Origin of the sequence: Sphingobacterium sp. UBA5670, from assembly GCF_002420705.1 — a bacterium.
GTDB lineage: Bacteria > Bacteroidota > Bacteroidia > Sphingobacteriales > Sphingobacteriaceae > Sphingobacterium.
The window spans coordinates 1-22313 of the sequence record NZ_DIIM01000003.1; the positions used below are offsets into that span (position 1 = coordinate 1).

At 41.6% G+C, this 22313-nt stretch carries 12 protein-coding genes; all 12 read right to left on the reverse strand.

Translation table 11 applies throughout. The annotated features are described in order from the left end of the window. Positions 1 to 223, reverse strand: a 223-nt coding sequence (locus B3C94_RS02915; protein WP_293898713.1) for a hypothetical protein, incomplete at its 3' end; no start/stop codon positions are given. 341 nt (positions 224 to 564) lie between these two features. Then, positions 565 to 2157, reverse strand: coding sequence for a M60 family metallopeptidase (locus B3C94_RS02920; RefSeq protein ID WP_293898716.1), 1593 nt, complete (start codon positions 2155 to 2157; stop codon positions 565 to 567). A gap of 52 nt (positions 2158 to 2209) precedes the next feature. Beyond that, complete coding sequence (locus B3C94_RS02925; protein WP_293898719.1) at positions 2210 to 2998, reverse strand: hypothetical protein; 789 nt, start codon at positions 2996 to 2998, stop codon at positions 2210 to 2212. Positions 2999 to 3127: 129 nt separating this feature from the next. After that, positions 3128 to 4195 carry a DUF5007 domain-containing protein gene (locus B3C94_RS02930; protein WP_293898722.1) on the reverse strand — a complete coding sequence of 356 codons (1068 nt, stop codon included), beginning with the start codon at positions 4193 to 4195 and terminating at the stop codon, positions 3128 to 3130. A 17-nt stretch (positions 4196 to 4212) separates the two neighbouring features. Continuing rightward, positions 4213 to 4908, reverse strand: coding sequence for a hypothetical protein (locus B3C94_RS02935; protein WP_293898725.1), 696 nt, complete (start codon positions 4906 to 4908; stop codon positions 4213 to 4215). Between the two features lie 10 nt (positions 4909 to 4918). Then, positions 4919 to 6439, reverse strand: a complete 1521-nt coding sequence (locus tag B3C94_RS02940; RefSeq protein ID WP_293898728.1) for a RagB/SusD family nutrient uptake outer membrane protein — start codon at positions 6437 to 6439, stop codon at positions 4919 to 4921. A gap of 11 nt (positions 6440 to 6450) precedes the next feature. Then, positions 6451 to 9624 (reverse strand): SusC/RagA family TonB-linked outer membrane protein, encoded by a 3174-nt coding sequence (locus B3C94_RS02945; RefSeq protein ID WP_293898731.1) that lies wholly within the window; start codon positions 9622 to 9624, stop codon positions 6451 to 6453. Positions 9625 to 9870: 246 nt separating this feature from the next. Continuing rightward, positions 9871 to 12096, reverse strand: a complete 2226-nt coding sequence (locus tag B3C94_RS02950; protein ID WP_293898735.1) for a coagulation factor 5/8 type domain-containing protein — start codon at positions 12094 to 12096, stop codon at positions 9871 to 9873. A gap of 4 nt (positions 12097 to 12100) precedes the next feature. Beyond that, positions 12101 to 14830: a glycoside hydrolase family 2 TIM barrel-domain containing protein gene (locus tag B3C94_RS02955; protein WP_293898738.1), complete on the reverse strand. Its 2730-nt coding sequence runs from the start codon at positions 14828 to 14830 to the stop codon at positions 12101 to 12103. Positions 14831 to 14839: 9 nt separating this feature from the next. Beyond that, positions 14840 to 16762 carry a 7TM diverse intracellular signaling domain-containing protein gene (locus B3C94_RS02960; protein ID WP_293898741.1) on the reverse strand — a complete coding sequence of 641 codons (1923 nt, stop codon included), beginning with the start codon at positions 16760 to 16762 and terminating at the stop codon, positions 14840 to 14842. Positions 16763 to 16922: 160 nt separating this feature from the next. After that, complete coding sequence (locus B3C94_RS02965; protein WP_293898744.1) at positions 16923 to 18803, reverse strand: RagB/SusD family nutrient uptake outer membrane protein; 1881 nt, start codon at positions 18801 to 18803, stop codon at positions 16923 to 16925. Positions 18804 to 18816: 13 nt separating this feature from the next. Further along, positions 18817 to 21894, reverse strand: coding sequence for a SusC/RagA family TonB-linked outer membrane protein (locus B3C94_RS02970; protein ID WP_293898747.1), 3078 nt, complete (start codon positions 21892 to 21894; stop codon positions 18817 to 18819). Positions 21895 to 22313 lie beyond the last annotated feature (419 nt).

The following is a 22313-nucleotide window of genomic DNA, read 5'->3' on the forward strand; positions in this document are numbered from 1 at the left end:
GCTTCGGAGCAGCTTCGGGACAGCTTCGGGACAGCCTGTGGACAGGTTCGGTCTGCCAGCGTGCTGCGTCCGTGTTCCTTCCGTGTTGCCTTCGACTATAACCCTGACTCACCCCGCTAGCACCAGGGACGAATGGCGTTCCGGTTGCGACCATGCCCCCCGGATGCCCCGACCAAGGGCCAACACAGGCCCGAACCGCAGCCGAAAAACTCCGCAGCAACACTGTAAACACGCGAACAACTCAGAAAAACACGCTATAAAGACTTAAAAAGAATTCGGGAGGTTCAACATCGGATAAATACACGATTAGAATTAGCTCCTCCCATAAAATTTATACCCATGATAAGATATAAGTGAATCAAAGCTAAAAACATCTCATTCAATCTAACCGAGGATAGGAATGTATCCTCTCATAGCGGATAGGAATGCTTTCTTTCTCACGGAAGCTCATTCAGTTCTTAAAATGTCAAGACAACGAAGAGACACAAGATATGCACACTAAAAACAAAAGCTCCGAATCATCTAACTGCGATTCGGAGCTTCATTTGTGCTAGTTTAACTGCTCTAATCTCTTAATGCTGCAAGATCAACCTTAGGTTTGGGCAGGTTCATGTTCTTAATTGCCCGTCTACAGGTATCAACCATTTCTTGCGTCATGGTATAGGTATACTTTCCATAATCGTCATATTCCAGGGTACCAACAAAAAAGAATCCATATTGATCAAAGAAATCCGTCAAATCCAAATTAGCCACTTCGCAGGCTGTTTTAACAAAATTCAACTGATGAACGGCCGGATTACGTTCCCCCATCATACGATCTGAACTCCAATCTGAACGTCCTCTTCTTGGTTTATTCATATTCTGCTGACGGAAAGCCTCAAATAGATCGGCATAAAAATCGGGACGTTTTCCTTCGCCCTCAAAATAGAGCTGTAACTGCCAAAAAGGAATCAAACGATCGAACACATCCGGATCGGACAAATAAGAAATTCGTTTTTCAATAATATCGGCCTTCGCTTTCTCAAAATTATTCTGCTCTGAAACCCGTGTTCTATTACCAAACGAACGTGTTACATATAAGGAGAACAGGTTGTTGCTCACTTCCCCCAAGCCGCCCCAATTAAACATCGAACGTGTCTGGTGCACGTGGCCTACTTCATGACTGAAACCCCAGCAAGGATCCCCTTTAATCACCGATTCTGGCGTTACCACCATCTTCATCGCGTAACCAACTTTATCGCCCATATAGGCAACACCATCTCCATCACGGAACATATAATAATTATAGTTCACCCGCGCTAGAATACGATTTTTGGGGACTTTATTATACTTCTCCAGCCCCATCAATCGATGTTGCCTATACACCAACGAATCATAATTACGAATTAGCTCGACCCCTTTTCCATAAGCATACTGTTTCAATGCCTCTATCGGATAAGCGGTCTGAATATGCTCGCCTTTTGCATCCATAATTGGGAATACAGCATGATCGATCAGACTATCCCACTCCTTATTTCCCTGTTTTTTTAGATCAAAGTAACCGTTTACCTGCCCTGTCAGAAAATGAACCTTAATCGGATTTTCCTTTTCAGGATCTTCCGAGAAATAATCGATATAAGCTAAACTTCCATAATCATCGAGCTGTATAATATTCACACCATTCTGCAATCTGAATTCCTGTTTTTCCAACCCCCAACCTTTCGGATCCTTAGTAGGTTCCTGCGGATTAGGGGCTTTCCGTAACCAATTGGGCACAACAAGATTTACTTCTTTACCTGCTGCAATACCGTCTACGATAACAATGTGTTTCCCTTTGGGAAGATACACACCGGTCATATTTTCATATTTACTATAACCGTCCCCAATACTTAATTGATGGCCCAATGTTGTCGGGTCTAACAAGGCATAATAAGTCGCATATTTATAATCCTTGTTATAGTTGTCATCAAGTATAGACTGCGCTACCCGGCGCAGTGTCGTATCGACAATCTGATTAAGCTGTTTTTTCTTAACTCCCTTTTTCAGTGTTAACGCCAAAGGATCTTCGAATACAGAAAGATCAGCATAAGTTTGTTTGAAATCCTGAGCCGTTTGAGCCTTCAAATTGGCGCTTAACAGTAGACAGAACCCAAAGGCAATAAATTTTCTTTTCATCATTAATTTTAACGTAACATAAAATAACAAATAGACTACCGCAGCAATTAGGAAATTATAATGCTAGTGTTGAAGCATAGAATAATCCTGGAGTAAACACAAGCTTATCATTACATTGAATTGCAGATTTCAGTTCATATTCTGTAGTAGATTTTAATCCGACAATTCGTACAAGAGTAAGTTGTCCGATTCCAGGAAAATAAGCCCCTATTGAATTTATTGGATCCGTTTGGCTCCACTCTTGATTAGATCCTCTTTCTCTATATAATACCACTATATTTACATTAATTTTATTATCAGTTGGATACAATACAAATAATTCGCCATCTTCCATGAATAAATAGTTTCCATTCCTTTCAATAACAGAAGGAAAACTGGGATTAGCCAGCGTCGAAGGATACGTGCAGGATGCGCTTCCTCCAGACTGAGAAATATTTAGTGTTGCCGTTTTTGAAATTGGGGACATGGTGGATCCTGTCTTGGATTTATAGGAAACAGTAGCCACAACAGTATAGCTAAATCCCTTAATTCCATAAAATATCACATTTCCTCCTCCTGCACCCAAAACACTATTAATAACAGTTCCGTCTGTGCCATTACAGCTAACGCTCACCTCAGTAACCACATAATCTGGATCAAAATTACTTAAACTTACATTTGCGGTAATAGCCGTTCCTGTACTGGATGCTTGCAAAGTAACTGTTGGCTGCGTAAGCTGATTAGCCTTTAAAACTCGATTTGGAAAATCTACATTTTTAACAACTTCGTTAACATCGGGCTTTGAACAACCTGAATTGATACCGATCAAAACACATAATAGAATAAGGAAATTAAAATTTTTCATAAAAATTTAAGTTTAATTAAAAAATATAAAAGGGTTATAATTTTCTGTTAACAAAAAAAAGGAGGAGTATTATTTCACACTCCCCCTCTCAGTACATTAAGTTATTCAATAATCTAAACGCAACGCTTCCTACTTCGCATTTGGATTTTTCGTCGCTTTCAAATGAAGTTCATAAATATATTTCCCTGCTTTGTATATCTTCGTGTTAAAACGAATATTAAGCTTAACAGGCTGATCATATGTCAAGTACTTCATATCTGTTGGCGGGTTCCAGTTTTTAGTATCCGCATAGTCTATTGATTGAATCCATTTCGATTGAATTCTGTAATAACAGTTGATCCCGTTTGACTGACTATCCCAATATACATCCGGGAATCTCACTTGTGCATAATCATAGACCACAGCTGTGTCTGTAACGGTGGTTTTATAAGCGAAAGTCGCCAATGTTTTAAGGAAATCATTGCCAGATGGCCTTCTATCTAAAGCGCTACCGGGAAATAATGCTCCGTTTTTGTCGTAAACCTTCAATACAATTTGATTAGGACCGTCTGCTACACGTTTAATATTTAAGGTCAAACTAGTGCTCTGCCCTTTGGTTTGATCAATCCATTGATCATCATAAGGAAAACGAATACCTGTTTCGCTATTTGCTTCAACTGCGATAAAGTAAGGCACATTTTCATACGTATATTCTTTTACCGGAGACAACTTGATCGTTGTTATATTCTTATAATCTTTTGTACCTTTTGGATTTTGCACACGTATATCAACCTCATACTCCCCCGTGGGGACATTATCTGTCGCTTGAGTGAACATAAACTGACCACTTTTTTCTAGAACAGTAAACGGCAACTTTTTCTCTATACCTCGTTTACTATTAATCAATTCAAGTGTTGTATCTGTTTTAGGGTCATATTTCTCCTTCCAAACAGTGACGTCGTATTCCTTAAAAAAAGTCTCCTCTCTTTTTCCTGTCGCTTTATTACGAACATCCAATAACGTTACTGTAAACGGTGGCGTTGAGGCATCAGGAATAATTCCTGTTGCTATATAAAACGTTCCTTGATCTACAGCAATCGGATTTGATCCATAACGGATATTGTCACTCAGATAGCCAACTTCAATTTTCTTACAACCTACATACATGAAGGATGCCAATACGCCGATGTATGCAAATATCTTATATCTATTTTTCATATTAATACCAATTAAATTTATCTTCTAAATGCCCAAATATGCTGGTTGTTCAACACATGCACGATGCCTGTCGTTGAAATAATACCCGACGTCTGACAAAGCAATTTGGTATCGTTGAGATTTGCTTTTCCTGAAGGGTCCGATAACCCACCATTTTTCATAACATCCCGCTCACCGTAGATTCTTGTTAAATAGAGCAATTTAGGCCCCTGAGAAATAATTCCATCCTGCAAATAATCACCACTAGTAGATTTTTCCAAGGTCACCAAGAGCTTGGTCGTTGGTTCCTGTGTCTGAAACATAGTTCCCGATTCGGTTAAATTATCCCGAACGATACGATCAGGGAAAAGATAGACACTCATCGTGTCCTGGAGCATTTTTTGTGGATAATATTTAAACAATGAATCCAGATTAAAGTTAAGTCGTTCATCCTTTTTACGCCATTCATTCTGTTTCGCTAATAGGAAATTACGAATGGAATAATTTGTAGGGACAAAAAAGGTTCCCGCGCTGTTGACTTTATCTTTTAATCCCGCCTTATCGATAATCATCAAGGTTGTATCGAATAAGTGCTGCGGATGCGATTTCAAGAAATCATAGGTTGTCATATTGACATGTGGATCACTTACGCCACCATCTATTACCGCTTCTTTTTTACAACTAAAAATTGTTACCAAAGCAATAATACTTAAATATATAAATGTATTTTTCATGTTGATTCGCTTAATATTTACCCATCCAATAAGGATTCTGAGAGATTAATCGGTTCGAGTTCAAAATGCTGTTCTCGATTGGGAACAAATAACCTTTTTGTTCCATACGTGTAGCATCCATACTCCAAGAAGCCAACTGTACGAAAAGATTATTATTCTTCGTTTTCCAAGCATTTCGAACTATATCAAAATAACAATGACCTTCTCCAATCAATTCACGTTGTCTTTCCTTCAATATATCCCGCTTCAAGTTTGCGCCAGCGCTGCTAATCATGGTTTTGGCACCTGCTCTGCTTCTAATCGAATTGACGGCTGTCAACGCTTCATTATCCTTTCCTAGCGCATTTAAAGCCTCCGCTTTTAATAAAACCATATCGGCCAATCTAAAAATCACCAAATTACTTTCAACCCTAGGATCGGAATTGGTCGCCGCATTTTTGTAGACAATATCAGAATACTTCATCAACGAATTATTTTCCGAATTGGTGATATTTCTGAAGAAGTCCGTTCTTCTGGTGTCACCATCTTCCTCCTTGCCATACATTTCCTCTAATTTTGTATTCGTCACATAATAGACTGGTAATGTCGTTGGCATATTTACGTAAATACTATTACTTACTGTAATAAAACCCACTGCTCCCGAAAATACCCCCATGTTTTGATAGGAAGCAGATTCATTTTCTGCATCCTTATTTGTAAACACAAATATGTTTTCCTTCGCGCTCGCTTCCTTAAAAACATTACGAACATTTCCTTTTGTCTGCAATGCGAAGAGATCTGGACGACTGATGATGGAATCCGCATATGTCACCGTTTTCGTATAGTCATTTTGCCAGGCAGTCGCATGTGTTAACAAGGCCAAAGCCGCAGCTTTATTTGCCCGACGACGACCAAGCCCGTCAACCCCTTCCCAAGTCAATAAACTTGAGGCTTTCTGCGCATCACTAACAATAAATTTGAGAATATCATCGGTTGATGTACGACCAATCAATACAGCTTGATCAGCTGTTTCTGTCGGTTCAGTTTGTAAAGGCAGATCTCCCCAAACCCGTGTCATATAGAAATACGAAAGTGCGCGCATAAAATATGCTTCACCAAGAAGGTAGTTTTTGGTTCCAGCTGAAAATTTATCTTCCGAAATCTCAGGAATTCTCTTGATGATCAAATTAGCTTCATTTATGACTCGGTACCAGTTTGTCCAATTAAGCCCGCCCCCTTCTCGATAAGGTAATTTAAAGCTACCGCTCGTATAAATATCCGAGTGCAGTGTACCAGAGCTGGTGGTTAAAATTCCAACAGGAGTATCCCCCCACGCGAAAAAGGCTTGGTTCGTCACCATGGCTTTCCGGAATAAACTGTACATTCCTAAAGTTGCACCCGTAAAATCCTTTTCATTCTTCCAAAAAGTGTCCGCATAGGTATCATTAATTAAATTATTCTCCAATTGTTTGTTACATGATCCTAGAATCATAGTGGAGAAAAGAGTTGCGACGACCCCTATCTTTTTATATGTTATTTTTAAAATTTTCATATTGCTAGCTATTAAAATTCGAATTGAACACCTAAAGTGTACTTAGATGGCAATGGGTAACCGTCACCATAATCAAAGCCTCTCGCATCAACCATTTCGGCATCTACACCTGAGAATTTTTGGAACATGTGAACGTTATCCACTGTACCATATAATCTGAGTGAATTGATTCCTAAACGATTCATCCAAGGATTTTGACCTTTATTAAAACGATAAGCTAAGTTGATATTTTTGATCCGCACGTACCATCCTGGCTCCATAAACATCGATTGACCAGCTCTCCAAGCATACAATCCCATATACGGATTTGCTGCAGGGTATCTAGCCATATCGCCCTCTTGTTGCCAAAAATTATACTTGTCTAAATCTCCGATCGATGCTTTAGATAAATCTATTGGATTTCCATAAAAGAAACCATTGGACATGCGACGGGCGAAGGTATTATTTATAATATCTCTACCGAATGTGAATGTTGTCAAGACTTGTAAAGAAAAGCCCTTATAAGTAAAGTTATTAATAAAACCACCGGTCACTTTAGGATTGGGATCGCCAAAAAAGGTCATATCGTTTTCACCAACGGCATCCGAAATCTTGTAATCACCATTTACATCAACCCAGTTTGGATAACCCGGTTTTAATGTTCCCCATTTAGTGGCACCTACCGCACCAGTATAGGGGTTTACAATAATATCGTTGGATGAGCTAATGGCTCCATTCACAAGATAGCCATAAAACATGTTCAGGGGTTTACCCACCACATATACCCCTCCATCATAATACAAATCTCGGTTACCACTAGGTAATGCTGTGACAACGTTTTTGTTAAATGATAAGTTCAGTTGCGGAATCCATTGGAATTCTTTGCTTTTTTCAAATACTTTTCCTTGGATATTAATCTCTATCCCAGAGTTTCTAACCCCAGCAGCATTCGTAAAAGTTTGCAAGTATCCGGAATACTCTGGTATCCAGATTTGCAACATCTGTCCTGTTGTTGTTCTTACATAGGTATCAAAATTGATCGTTAGTCTCCCTTTTAATAAATATGCATCAAATCCAGCATTCCACGTATCTGATTTCTGCCAAGTAATGTTATCATTGGTTATACCCTGATAATTTGGAATAATTGCCGTACCACCGCCATAAGTATTCCCAGAATTCCCTGGATAAGATCCGTCTCCAGCAACAAACGCATTATAACGATCATTATCACCGATGCTACTTTCATCACCTGTACGTCCCCAGCTGGCACGCAGTTTCAATTCATCAACCCATTCTTTGGATTCCATAAAAGGTTCTTCCGAAACAATCCATCCAGCACCTACAGATGGGAAATATCCCCATTTGTTATTCTTACCGAATCTTGAAGAAGCATCCGCTCTCCATACGGCATCTAATAAATATTTACTTTTATAATCGTAGTGAAACGCACCAAGGAATGATAACTTCGCATAGGTCGATTGATCAGAATATCCATTCAGGTTTTGGGAACTCACACCTTTGATTACTTGAATATTGTCATTTGGAATATCCTTTCCTAACAAATACAAACCCTCATTTTTACGCGTCTCATATTCCTGAACTGCCGTAGCCGTAAAGTTATGTACGTCATTTAAGGATTTTGTCCATAATAAAGAGTTGGTCAACAAATATTTTCTATACTGTGTATAAGTCGATTTCGCATAAGCTAGACCATCAGTATTTAAAATAGATGGTGAAGCAAAATCATTTTTTGCCGTAGAATAATTAATGATACTACGTGTGCTCAAACGGAAATCTTTTAAGAAGGTATATCTTAACTCACCGACTCCACTTAGATCCACATTAATATTGTCGTTTCGCTGATAGTCATAAGGATTCACAATACTATTGATATCGTCTTGACTCATACCCAGCAATGAGGTTGGCATATCCACTGGATTAATAGCAAAAACGTTACGGTATCTATTGGTTTTTAAGAACTCCGTACTTCCTTTACCATCCATGCGTCTATTGGTCGAAGCCTTGAAGTTGGTCAGAAATTCCAATTGCTTCGTGATATTAAAAATCAAGTTACTCGTAAAAGAGTAGCGCTTTAGACCAGTACTTTTTACAATTCCTTTTTCATTATACATCCCGCCACTGACCCTATAGTTTAAATTCTCGGTAGCCCCGGAAACGGAAAGGTCATAGTTCTGTACGTACCCAGATTGATAGAATAAATCCTGATAATCATTGTTGTTATTAAATGCTGGATTCAAACTATCTGTCAATAACTGAGGTATCGTTTGAAGTTGAGCATCATTCGCAAACTTATAAATCAATTCCAGTTTCTTTCTTCTTTCTGCCGCACCGATCAGCGTAGCAACTGTTGCCGGTTTAGTCACATAACCTTGATAGGTATTTAGGCTAAATTTTGGACGTCCCAACTGACCACGTTTAGTCTTGATCAAAATAACGCCATTGTTTGCTCTCGCTCCATATAGCGCTGCTGCTGATGCATCCTTTAAAACGTCAACAGACTCGATGTCATTGGGATTTAGACTTGCAAGAAAGTTAGTTCCAGTAACATTAAAACTTTTGATTTCGTCTTCTGATGTAGGAATTCCATCAATGACATACAATGGGTTACTGGTCAAATTGTCGGCATCAAAATCATTATTGGAACGGGGAATATTGGTATTTCCGCGGATGACCAAAGAGGTCTTCATTCCAGGTTGTCCGGTGAAGTTCTGGACGTTTACTCCAGGTAGTTTTCCCTGCAACAAGACGTCAATACTAGCCGCAGGAAGATTTTCAATATCTTTGCTAGTCACACTCGCAATCGAACCGGTACTTTTTTTACGATTGATGGTTGTATATCCGGTCACAATTGCCTCTCCGAGCTCGTTACTTGATTCAACTAGATTTACTGAGACATTTTGCCTCCCTCCTAGAGCTATCTCCTGCGTCTCAAATCCAACGCTTTTGACAACCAGAATATCATCTGACTTGGCTTGAATTTCGAATGTTCCAGCACCATTGGTTGAGGTGACAGATTTTGTGTTATTTTTAATAAAAACCGTCGCCCCAGGCAGAGGTCGGTTATTGTTTAGTACTTTTCCCGTTATCTTCGTTTGTGCAAAAGAGAATAACTGGAACAGCATTAGGCTAAATAGAAGCGGGATTATTCTCGTCCACTTCCTTTTGGTGTAGATGTCCATTTCCATAAATTGGGTTTGGTTTATAGTGTTCTTTTCGACACTAAAATCTTCCAATTTATCAATATATCAAAACCTCGATTTTGCTAAAAATGGTGCTTTTGAAAACACAATCGATTGCGTTTTGTTACGCAATCGATTTCGCTATTTTCAAAATGTTAAAAAATCTTAATTTTTTTGTAACGTCAAAAACTTTTTTCATAGAACGTACTGCATTTCGTCTATTTATGAGTAATTTCTTAAATCAAATTCTCATCAAGGAAACTCCACCACAAACGTCCGGTTATCCCTCCGGGTATTGTACGTACTTTTTCCGACTTGATTAATCACGTAGCCAAACCCCCTATTGGGGCCGTTGGATAAGCTGTTATTGCAAATATGTTTGAGCCTTACGCCGGGTTTTACCGGCACTTCCACCGAACTTTCGATCCGAATCGGATTGACCAGCACATCATATATTCCAAATGCATAAGCCTCATGTTGCACTACTTCATTGGCAACTTTGTAAGCTGCAAAGCCGTCACGTGTCCCCTGCTCACTTCGATAGGCCGCCTGATTCGGCGCATCATAGGGGCTTTCACACTGAAAGAAATAAGTCCGGCCATAATTACCGGTCCAATAGGTTTGATACTCCTGAAAATGTTCATTAAACAAAGCATACATGGTCATATGGTCTCCATTGACCACCAAACCATTACGTGTGGTATTGATGTCCCAGCCAACACTGCCCTTTACCCCGTGATCGGCACGCCATATCCAAAAGTGGTCGCCAATCACATCATTGCTATTGATAATAACCGATTGGTCTACATGGACTTTGTCGGCTCGAAATCCGCCAATACGCAAAAATAAATCCGCCAACAGGGTTGGGTTACGGTCATGTCTTATGCTGCTCTTTTCTTGACCCACCTCAATCAAACTATGGGAGCTATAATGTGCATCAAACATCAATGAGGCTACAGTGACACCCGCAACATCATCAACGTCTATTGCGGTATGCGGATTGGCTGAACCAGGGATCAAGGTCGCTAGCCCCAGTCCGAGTATGATGGTATTGGCCTTGCTGACATGAAGAGGTTCGGATAACTCATACATCCCGGGCGTAATCAACAGATGCTTACCCCGCTGCAACTGTCGGTTCATTTCCGCTGCTGAATCGCCGGGCTTCACGACATAAAAATCTTCTACTACATCAATAATATCACCCGCCCCCATATTGTTCCGCGTATAGGATACACCAGCATGATTATGTTGTAATGCAGGACGAAAAACCTTGTAACGCCCATCCTGATCAAAAAATAAAAAGGGTTTCTCGCGAATTATAGGTGTTGTTGGAATCACTGTCACATTGCCTCCAGAAGCCCAGTTATTTTGATAGCTATTTTTATCGACTGTGGGGCCAAAGTCTACTCCCTGAAAACAATAGTTGTATTTAATTTCTTCAAATTTTCCTCTTCCTTTGTTTAGAAACGAGTTTCGTGTATACCACTGCTGTTGATTTTTGGAACCCGCTGCCGCTTCAAAATAACAGTCCGCAGTATAACCACCACTAACCCATCCATTTGCCCATTGATTGCGCACGACCCGGGTGGAATAAATACGACGTAGGGGGGCCGCTTGGGAAACCGCCCATTTAAATGTTTGCTCTTCCTCATAGCTCTCCGAACCAATGACAGAAAGGTTCTCAGCTGCACGCCAGAATGTACAGGTCCCGTTCCCATCGGCAAGATGTGGCGGCGTATGTATATTGGAAACCGCAACATCATAAGGCACTTTGCCCAATCCAGCAATCTGCACATAAAAAGGAATCTTCAATAGCCCGGCATCCTTATAGTCGCCCGACTTAAAAAGCAGCGCATAACGATTGGGACTGAATTCCTGCCCAAACATCTGTTCATGGAGCTGATTGACCTCCATGCCGACACGAGCCTTATGATCTGCTGGACTATAAACATACGTATTTTCACCAAACAGCTGGAGCTCTAGACTCAATCGTGCAACAAACTCTCCTTTTACGGTCTGGATCTCATAATAGTAGTCATATGGACTACCTGCGAGCACTTGATCCATAAATTTGGGCTGCGTGACTTTGGCAATAGTTTGATAATCGCCCAACCTGCCCTGGCTCCGTCGAATCAGAAAGGGCCCTTTCATCTTTTTATCGATCAGCCGTTTACTGAAGTTAAGGCCTATTCGTCCCTGTTGGATGAAGACTTCTGGACCACCTGCTTGGGATTTATCTTTTTCAACAGCCGCTTGCGGCCTGGCTTTCGTCACAGCTATTTCACCTAGGCCATTTGGACCTTCTGCAAGCTCACGCGGATCAGATTGCTGTGCCAGGACGGCGGTTACTGTAGTTCCCTGCGCCCCAGCATAAGCTACTTTACCTAGATTAGCGTTTGTTCTTGCAAGGGCGGGTTGTATCATCAACAACGCTACAACAGGCTTGATATAGTTTCTAAATGGCTGCATAAGTTTCATTTATTTATGGGTTGACTGACTGGTTTATCTTTTTTAGTCGGATCGCATTCAGCATCGGCTCACCTTTCTTAGGAATAAAGGAAATCGCCAAGCTTCGGCCATCGTGCACCTTCGTCGAAAATTTTCGACGAAGCACCCTAAATGCCCCGACTTCACGCAGGACATTTAAATCCGTAGCAAGTACATCATCTCCAATGCGAATGTCAAAAACGCGATCTATCCCCTTTTCCTCCTGTTTCTTTTCCCGCTGGTCGAGATCATACAAGAGATTTTTCTTGATATTCGGGCCGTCCAATTCGGCAAAAAGCAATTCGATCTCGTAATCGCCTTGAGGTAGATCAAATCGGTAGGATTCCAATCCCTGCAATTGCGTTTGGAAGAGCGGATCATCTTCCGTACCACGAATGTTAACATCGGTCCCCAGGTTTTCCCGCCCTGTATTTTTCAGACGATACTTTTCGCCCTTTACATAACCCCAGCTTCCCCTCTCATAGGGCTGGTCTGGGAACCACCGGTTTCCCATCGAATCAATGTATTCCCGATTGTCACCCACATTAATGCGGAGTTCTTTCCAGTTTTTATCCTTCTTTAGATCATAGGGCAACACCTCGCAATCCAACATAGATTCATCCATAACGCTTAATTTTCCGTTATGGAAAGCCATGGCTTTCACGACATGTGATCCACGACTTAGGCTTAGGGGCCAAATTATCATCCGATCCACTGGTTTCCTTGCGCCCAACGACACATCATCCAGCAGGAGCTCCACGGAATCAGCATTACTGAATATGGGCAACTGCAGCGATCCAGAACCTATCAATGCGGAGTCAGCATCAGTCCGTACGCCCCATTTTTTTCCATGCGTGACACCGATCTTAATAAAAGGTTCTGGTCTTAAATAAGCCTGGTAAAGGAAATACGTGTTTTTTTCTTTCCTATCCCAAGTCAACAGGCCTTTGGTATTGATGTGCGGCATGCTTTCTTCGCGGGTTTCTGAATTAAAATCCGAGAGATTCCATGCCGCCCCGCCGGAAACAAAGGACTTCTGTAAGATGTCGTTGAGATATCCCTGGTGATATAGGACGGCATACTCGATACTTTTATCGAAACGGATCGGTTTACTGGCCTGTATCCTATAATCGGCATCTGCCCCATATTCGGTAACCAAAAGTGGTTTATCGGGCAACTGCTGATGAATATGTTCTAGCTGCCTCCCAAAATCAGCAATTTTACCACCATACCAACCCGGATACAGGTTCCAGCCCACAAGCATGGGGATCTTGGTCAGTCCTGTCCGATGATAGAGCTCAAAATTGCCATGGTTGGCAATCATGGTATAACGGGTTGAGTCTTCGTTACGTGTAAGCTTTTCCAATTGCTGCGCCAAGGATACCACCGATTTAAAATATTTTTCCTGACGGTCTTTATCTTTCGGAAAATGGGGACGCAGAAAGATTTCGTTCATATAACCCCAGATAATGATACTTGGATGATTAAAATATTGCCTAATCATCTCTTTCTGCATCTGAAAACTATGTTCGGCAAAAGCAGGGCTTTCTGTAATCTCATTCACAAGTGGAATTTCTACCGATGCCAGGATCCCGAGGCTGTCACAAGCTTTCAGTATCGCGGGATCCTGCGGATAATGGGCCACACGCAAGAAATTGCCCCCCATCGATTTTAACTTTACAAGATCCTGTATTTGTAGAACATCGGGGACGGCATTGGCCATACCTTTAAAATCCTGATGTCGACTTGCACCGATTAGTTTCAGTGCTTTTCCGTTTAAGAAAAACCCTTTTTCGGGATCGAATGAAAACCAGCGGAAGCCCACGGAATTATCCAGATGGTCCAGCTGTCGGCCCTTGGAATCATAAATCCGCGTTATCAAACGATATAAGTATGGCACGTCTGGCGACCACAATCTTGGCTGCTTAATTTGGGACATGTCCAAACGGAAATTATGACCAGCATGGGGCTTCAGGTTTTCTTTTTGCCGTACCGTTTTTATCGTCACTCCATCGGCATCAACAAGCGTAGTTTCAATCACAACCGCTTGTTGTGATGCGGAAGCATTCTGAATCGCTCCATCAAGATTAATTGTCGCATTTACGCCTGCATCAACTTTTGCATTTACGCGCAAACCACTACTTCCATAAACTGGATCAGCAAAATGAATCTGATCTAACAGGAGCAAAGACACTTTTCGGTATATACCTCCAAAAAACGTAAAATCGCCACTTAATGGCGCAATATCCTGATTGAAGCGATTGGTGACTTGAATGGCAATGGTATTTCTTGCATTTTCCTTTCGGTGCAGATAATCTGTAATATCGACATGGAAAGCCGTATAGCCCCCACGATGGGCTTTTACTTCCTTTCCATTAACCAATATTAGTGCTTCCTGATTGGCGGCCCCCACATGAAGTACGATTCGTTTATTTTGCCAGCTCGTTTTCCAACGTAAGGTATTTTGGTATTGTGTGGCACCACGATAATAGCCAGGCGTATCGTCCATGACATCAGTGATATTCCAGCTATGCGGAAGATTCACGGTTTGTTGCTGTTGCTTCGCTATCCGGCCCACAGAATCGTCGTATTTCCTGAATTTCCAGTTTGACGAGAAATCAACGGAAACTCTTCCATCCAGTATAGTTTGCGCATGTACGCTCCAAGAGAAAAATAGACAGCCTATATAGCATAGGTTGATAAGTTGTTTAAATATAATATTCATGTATAGCATTTATGTTGGTCGATCCAGCGCCTGTAGCACCAATCTTGTCCAACCTGATTTTTCATTTTTTTTATGTTTTTTGCCACTTGTGGTCAAGATGTCTTTTACCTTGCTGGCATAATTCCAGCAGGTACTCTGCCGAATACCCAATTTCTGCGAAAGCTTATAGGAAGATATGTCGCCCTGATGGAAATGGACCAGATAAACCAGATAAAAAGCTTTATTAATTGGAATACGGACATTTTCAAAAATTGTATTGTTCAACACAGATTCTTCATAAGTACATTTGGTACACCTTCGGCTATAGGGTGTTTTACCTGCACAATAATTGGCATGTCCACATTTTAGACAACGGTACTCCTTTTTCCACTTCAAGTCGGACAAGATCTTATAACAGGTCTCCTTATCTGGGTATTTGATCCCAAATTCCTCAAAATTCATTTCCTTAGAAAGTACGCGATCATCGGTAATCCGTTCAATATTGGTCTGCAAGTTTTTATTGTCCTTTGTCAACAACTGGTTCATGCGGTTAATCTCTTCCGATTGTGCCCGTAGCAGGCTATTCATTTCTTTCAGTTCGCGATTTTGATCCTTAATAATTTCGGATTTTTCCAGCAATTCTTCTGATTTCTGCATCACTTCCAGCGTACGTTCCTGCACTTTCCGTTCGAGATCCCTGTTGTGCATCTCCTGAAGCTTCTCATTGATCTTCATCTGTTCTATAACTCTTTTTTGTGCTCTTTCTTTTCTATTTTTCAATAGCCGGACCTTATCATGAATCGCGAACGAGAGGAAAGTCATCTCCAGCACAAAGCCAAATGTGATGCTATAATGTCCGATAGAGCTGGGCAGAAAACGTGCATAACCCAATACATAGATTACTTTCAATACAAAGCCCAAAAAAAGAAAGGTATAGGCAAGCACGAAATAGCGGGCTGGACGATAGTTTTTTTTCCATAGCCATATCCCCGAGAAAAAAGCAGCTGACAACGGCACTATCTCAACAAATTTATAGATAAACCAATTTTGGTTAAAACCCAGGCAATACACAAAAAACAGGATTCTCAGGATAATGATCAAGTTCAGCAACTGGTTCAACCGAGGTTCTCTTTGTTTTACATGGAGCAGGGATTTCGTAAATAGTAAAGCAAACACACTGACACAGCAAACAAAAACGGCTGTTGCGTATTGATTGAACCAGGGATTCCCCGGCCATAGATATTGAAAAGCAACGCCATCGGAAGACATCTCGTATAATCCTACACACAATATATAGAGGACATAATACAGGTATTGGCGTCCTCTCACGGCAAAATACATCAGTAGATTATTGAAACTAAACAGAATGATCATCCCATAGAACAGGCCGAAAGTAAAGTATTCGGTCAACGTATACTGAACAAAACGATCTAGAGTACGATAGACCAGAATGACGTTGACCATCTGTCTTGAACGTACCTTAAAATAAGCCTCGTAAGTCCCTCTCTGCAATGAAGGAATTAAAAATTCAAAATTCTTATGCATGAATTGCCTGTTCTCGAAATCAATTGAGGCGCCGGTCTGATAGTGAGCAAAGCCACCCGCACCATTGGGAATATATGCCTCCACCACGTCGGCAGTCTGATCGAACAATTCCATCACCCGGTCGCGCGATATCTGTTGATCAAAATGCATTCTCACCCTAAACCAATAGGTAGAGGAGCGATTGAAGTTTTTAGGGTAATACCGCTCGTTAGGTTTAAATTGCTGAGAATGCTCCGACGATCGTATTTCCTCAAATGAGAGCATATTGCTGCTGTCTTCGAGATAGTATACCTCTGCAGTTTTAAAAATATGTTCGGCAGTACCCGACGATAAGGCTATGGGCTTTTGGCCAAATAGCAAACCCATTTGAAACAACAATAGCAAAATCACAAATCCGCGTATTTTCATCCTTTTTACGGTACACATAACTCGTCTCACCCCTTTCTTTTGGTTATTTATGACCGGATAGGCAACAGTATTCGGTTACGTAGCCTATCCGGTTTTAGCAGATCAAAATAACAAAATTATCAGAAAGCACCTAGCTTCCTCGCAAGACTGCCAATCGTACTTATTCGACAATCTTATCGAGTGGTGGCACATTGTTTTCAGCTCCTGCATAGCCCTGGTTCTGATTGATCATCCCATTCGTATTAAATCGCTGTGCCGACGCGGGAACAGGCCACAACACATGGTATGGTGCAATTTCATAATGCACACCTTGTACCGTTGGAACTTTATTACGATAGAATGAATTTTTTTCAATAATGCGGTCATAGAAGAAGTTGTTCTGCGAGAAATTGGCCATGCTATATGTTTTACCATTATAAGCCGGAATGCCGGTCTGTGCAAAGATATAGGCAATACGTGTCAGCTCAGATTTACGAGCTTCCTCCCAAAATAATTCGCGCGCCCTTTCATCCAGTACGGTACCGATATTCACTTTTGCTGCATTTTGTAACAGGGCAGCATTCGCGCGCCCACGAACAGCATTAATATCTGCCATGGCTTGCGCCTGTTGACCTTTCCAGATGTAGGCCTCTGCGCGCAATAAAAAGGTTTCTGCCAGCCTGAACACATACCAGTCGGTGTTAGTACCACGCGGTGGATTCCAATTGGGGTCTTCGGCATATGGATTGGTCGAGTTGATGAAGACTTTATAATGCGGCCAGCCAAACCAGTGCCGAATGGTATCCAACGAACCGTTGGTAAATACCTTATCTATATTTTCGTTCGTAAACTGTTGGATAGGCTTACCATAAAGGCTACTGATTGCAGGATCTTTGGAGGCCTTGATGGCGGGATTATTATACACCAGATCTGTCATATCCATCCACATCCCCATTGCATGCCGGTAATCTGTATTATCTGTCCATATTTCTTTGGTACTATAGTAGGTACCGCGATAGCGGCCAATGCCACGACCGTACATCCGTGTCAGCGGGATCTCTGCATTCACGGCATCCACAATCGCCTGGAGACCTCCCTGTGGGATTTTTAAATTGGCAAAATGCCAGGCTGGGACGGTATTCCGCATCAACTGAGACCCCAGATCCGTACGGCCTTGCAATGTTTGACGATCAATTACCAAAAAGAGCGCTTCTTTATTGGCCGGTATCGCTTTATTATCCATCCGATGCAAGTCCCAAACAACATTTTTTGACAAATCCGCAGCGGTACTACCGAAACGGCTTTTCATCAGGGCATATTTACCCCCGTCAATCACTCGACTGCTGGCTGCTATAGCACCATCAAAGTCACCCAATGCCAAATCTATCTTTGTCAGCAAATGGTTGACGGCTCCATTGGTCACATCACCTTTATTGACGCCATCCTTCACCCATAGTTGCGCAAATTCTAAATCTTCCTTCATCTTCTTCAGAATGACCTCTCTTTTGGTCGAATAAAAATCGTATTTGGGCGCCGAAAGATCTTTCAGCTGCAGGGGCACATCACCAAATTCGTGCACTAATCTGTAATAAAAATAAGCGCGATAAAAATAGGCTGCTCCCAAGATTTCATTTTTCTGTGCCTCTGAACTATATGTTGGGCGGTCGATATTGCTAATAATGGTATTTGCCGAACGGACTGCAGCGAAAAAGTTTGTCCAATACCAACCTATTTTATTAAAGTCATCACTATTGAGATTGGCATCGGGGGTAATCAGCGAAACCAAATTTTGCGCAGGTGTAGCCTTATCAGTCGTTCCTTCCACAGCTACATCTGAAAATATAGATTCGGACAACATGGGTGCTGCATCGCCAAAAAATTCGCCCCGGGCTGCTTTTCCCAAAGCATTCAAAACTCCTTTAAGGGCATCGACATTGTTTAGGTTATCTGGAGAATATTGTGATAGCTGATCGGAGTCTAGAAAGCTCTTTTTACACCCATTTGCCGCCAACAATGCTATTGATGCCACAACGGCCGCTACTTTTATAGTTATTTTCTTCATGTTCTTGATTTGATTAAAGGGATACATTCAAGCCTAGTGTATAATACCGTGGTGTAGGTCCATCATTCTGCGGATCCCAATAGTTCCAAACTGGCGCATATACCGCCGCATTGTTCACATTGACATATACTTTAAGATTTCTTACTTTCATACGTTCGGAAAGTGTTTTTGGCAAAGAGTAAGCGAGAGACACATTATTCAACCGAATAAAACTATTTTTCCAATAGACATTAAAACTGGTTCCATTGGCACCGCTACCCAAACGCGCATAGTCATTTGTCGGATTTTCTGGTGTCCAATAGGGCTGAATGTAGGATGTGGAGCGCATAAAACCAACACTTCCAGGGTTGTTCTTTGCCTGGTTGAATTGTTTTTTCTGTCCCCAGTTGGAAATCAGCTGAAAGGAGAAGTCTATATTTTTGAAGATATTGAACTCATTACGAAGCGACCAGCTAAAGCGGGGTGAGCGATAACCAATAAATTGTTTATCATCGTCATTGTACACATAATCACCATTGACATCCTCAAGCTTGAAATCTCCTGGACGAATGCTTGCCTTGGTATATTTTTTGGCCTCTTCAACCTCATTTTCCTGCCATACCCCTAAGACTTTATAATCCCATATCACATCGATATCCTGTCCGATAAACCAGCCATTCCCCGGGTCATCATTTGCTGTAGCCAGCCGTGAAATCTTATTGCGATTCAAAGAGAGAATAAAATTGGAATTCCACTTGACGTTCCCGTCGACGATATTTCGACTGGTCAAACTGAGTTCGAGTCCTTTATTTTTCACTTCTGCCAAGTTGGAATAAACAAATTGGTAGCCCGACACACTGGAAAGCGTCTGTTTGACCAAAAGATCGTTTGTCTTTTTGCTATACACATCGACCGATCCACTAATCCGATCTTTCAGGATCGAGAAGTCCAGGCCTGCATTGAGTGAAGTGGTCTGTTCCCATTTGAGGTTTTCATTACCCATTCGTGAACCGATCACTACGGTATTCACCTCGGCAGGAGTACCGTTGGCATCCACGGTCTGATATTTATTGACCGTCAGTTGCGATAATGCAGCATAGGGATCCACTGTGCCATTATCGGGATTACGCAGATCTCTATTGCCATTGATACCATAAGAAAGACGCAATTTACCGTAGTTGAGCCATGAAATATTTTTCATGAAAGACTCTTCTGTGAAGGTCCATGCGCCGGCCACAGCTGGGAAAGTTGCCCGTTTGCTGTTGACCCCAAATACCGAGTAGCCATCTCTACGTACGGATAACGTTAAATTATAACGGTCCATAAGGCTATAATTAACGCGAGCCATCAGCGCGTCGCCCGTATAGACTTTGTCTTCACTATTGACAGTCGGCAGATTTCCACTGGCAAGATTATGGTAGCCGAGATAGTCTCCAGGAACAAATCCCTGATTGGCGGCCTGTGTCCACCAGGTTTGGTATTTCTCGGAGTTTGCCAAAAGTGTCACGTCTACATTGTGGATCTCAGCAAACTTGCGGTTCCATTTCAACAGATTATCGATTTGCCAGTTATAACGCGTTTCCTGATCGCGGCTTGCCGAACCACCCACAATAGTCACATTGGGATTGGCGGAGGAATTGTGGTTAAACGTACGATACATATCGACTCCAGGACTAAAATTAAATTGATAGCTAATGCCAAAAGGAAGATTAACCTTTGCAAAAAGACTTGCAAAAAGGGTATTCTGCTTGTTCATCCGATCATTGTACGTCATATTCAGGAAGGGATTACGCGCATTCAATCCACTATCATCGGTCGGAATTCTTCTCAATGTACCGTCGGCGTTGTATTTATCACCATAGGGAGATAAATTTATCAACTGGGCCCAATCAGCTTCAATTGCCCCTTCATCACGATCAGCATATTGTACATTGGCGCCCATGCGCAAGAAGTTCGTCACTTTGCCCTCCAGATTTAATCTCGCCCGGAATGTACTGAACTCACCACCTTCGATCAGGTTTTGATTTTTGTTATATCCGACGGACATGTAATAATTGACATCCTCTTTTCTTCCGCTCATGCTAACGGTATGGTCCTGACGAATCCCGGTTCTAAAGATCTCATCATACCAATCGACCGTCTTACCGGCCATATAATTGGCTTTTTCATTTGCCACAAGACCAAGTCTGTCCAGCCAGATATCTACCGGATCCAGATCTTTGTTTCCACCCGAGAGCCATTGGTCAAAAGTCACATCTGCCGGAAGATTGCGTGGATCGTCATAAAAATAAGATGGCCGGGTTCCGCCGGCACGACCTACATCCGCCCGCCATTTTAGGAAATCAGGGCCATTATATACCCGCTGGTTCTGTGCAAGGGTCGCTAAACCCCAATTGGTATTGGCAGTTAGCACAGGTTTATCGCTCGTTCCCTTTTTGGTCGTGATAGCAACGACACCCGTTGCAGCTTTCGCTCCATAAACGGCCAATGAACTTGCATCCTTCAATACATCTATGGTTTGTATATCGTTGGGATTAATATCGGAAAGCTGCCCGTTATAAATAATTCCATCCAATACGATCAAAGGAGAAGTCGAAGCACTAAGTGTCGTTTTACCACGTACCAAGAGGTCACCGCCCCCCTTTGCTGAAGTATTTTGCGAGACGCTTAAACCCGCAATATTACCTTTTAATAAGTCGGAAACGCTCTGTGGATTTTCATTTTCTAGCTGCTCGGCTTTTACGCTGGCAATCGATCCGGTGACATCCTTGCGGGAAGCTGTTCCATAACCGATGACCACCACTTCAGTCAACTCGGTACTTCCGGACTCCATCGTTATATTTAGTGTTGTCTGACCGTCGACATCCTGCTCTTTGTTAAGAAAGCCCACGCTAGAAAGTACGATAGTTGACTTGGGATAAACAGGCAAAGTAAACTTTCCCTGATCATCTGTTGTCGTTCCCCCAGAACGATTTTTTAATTTGATGGACACCTGTGGAATTGGCTTCCCCTGGCTATCCACCACAGTACCGCTGACGGTTCGATTTTGTGCATTTGCCATATAAGTGCATGCAATGACACTTGAAATCAAGAGCGTTAATTTTTTGGCCATAATTTATGGGAATTTAGCGTTGAAATAATTGTTAATTGGTTTATTATGGAGGCTAAATTAATTCGATCAAATCAAAAAAACAACTAAAATTAATCTTAATGAACTGAAAATTAGTTAGTTGCAAAATTATCTAATACACTTAAATCTCAAGTACTTCAAATAGTAACTGACTGAATCACAAACGCTATTCGGTATAATTGTCTGAGGTTATAATACGGTTAATAAGCAAGATTTTTTTTACAGATTTTTTCTCTTGGAAAAGATCCCTGCTGCAAAATGGTGCCCGTCCGATCTTAACCAATCTTTAGGTCTCCAAAATAGCAGACCATGAAGCCACCTTCAAAGCGATCTATTTTTGCTCTGTTCTCAGTTTCCCCGCGCTACTAAGGCTAGTTAAAAAAACAAAAAAGGGGAAATGA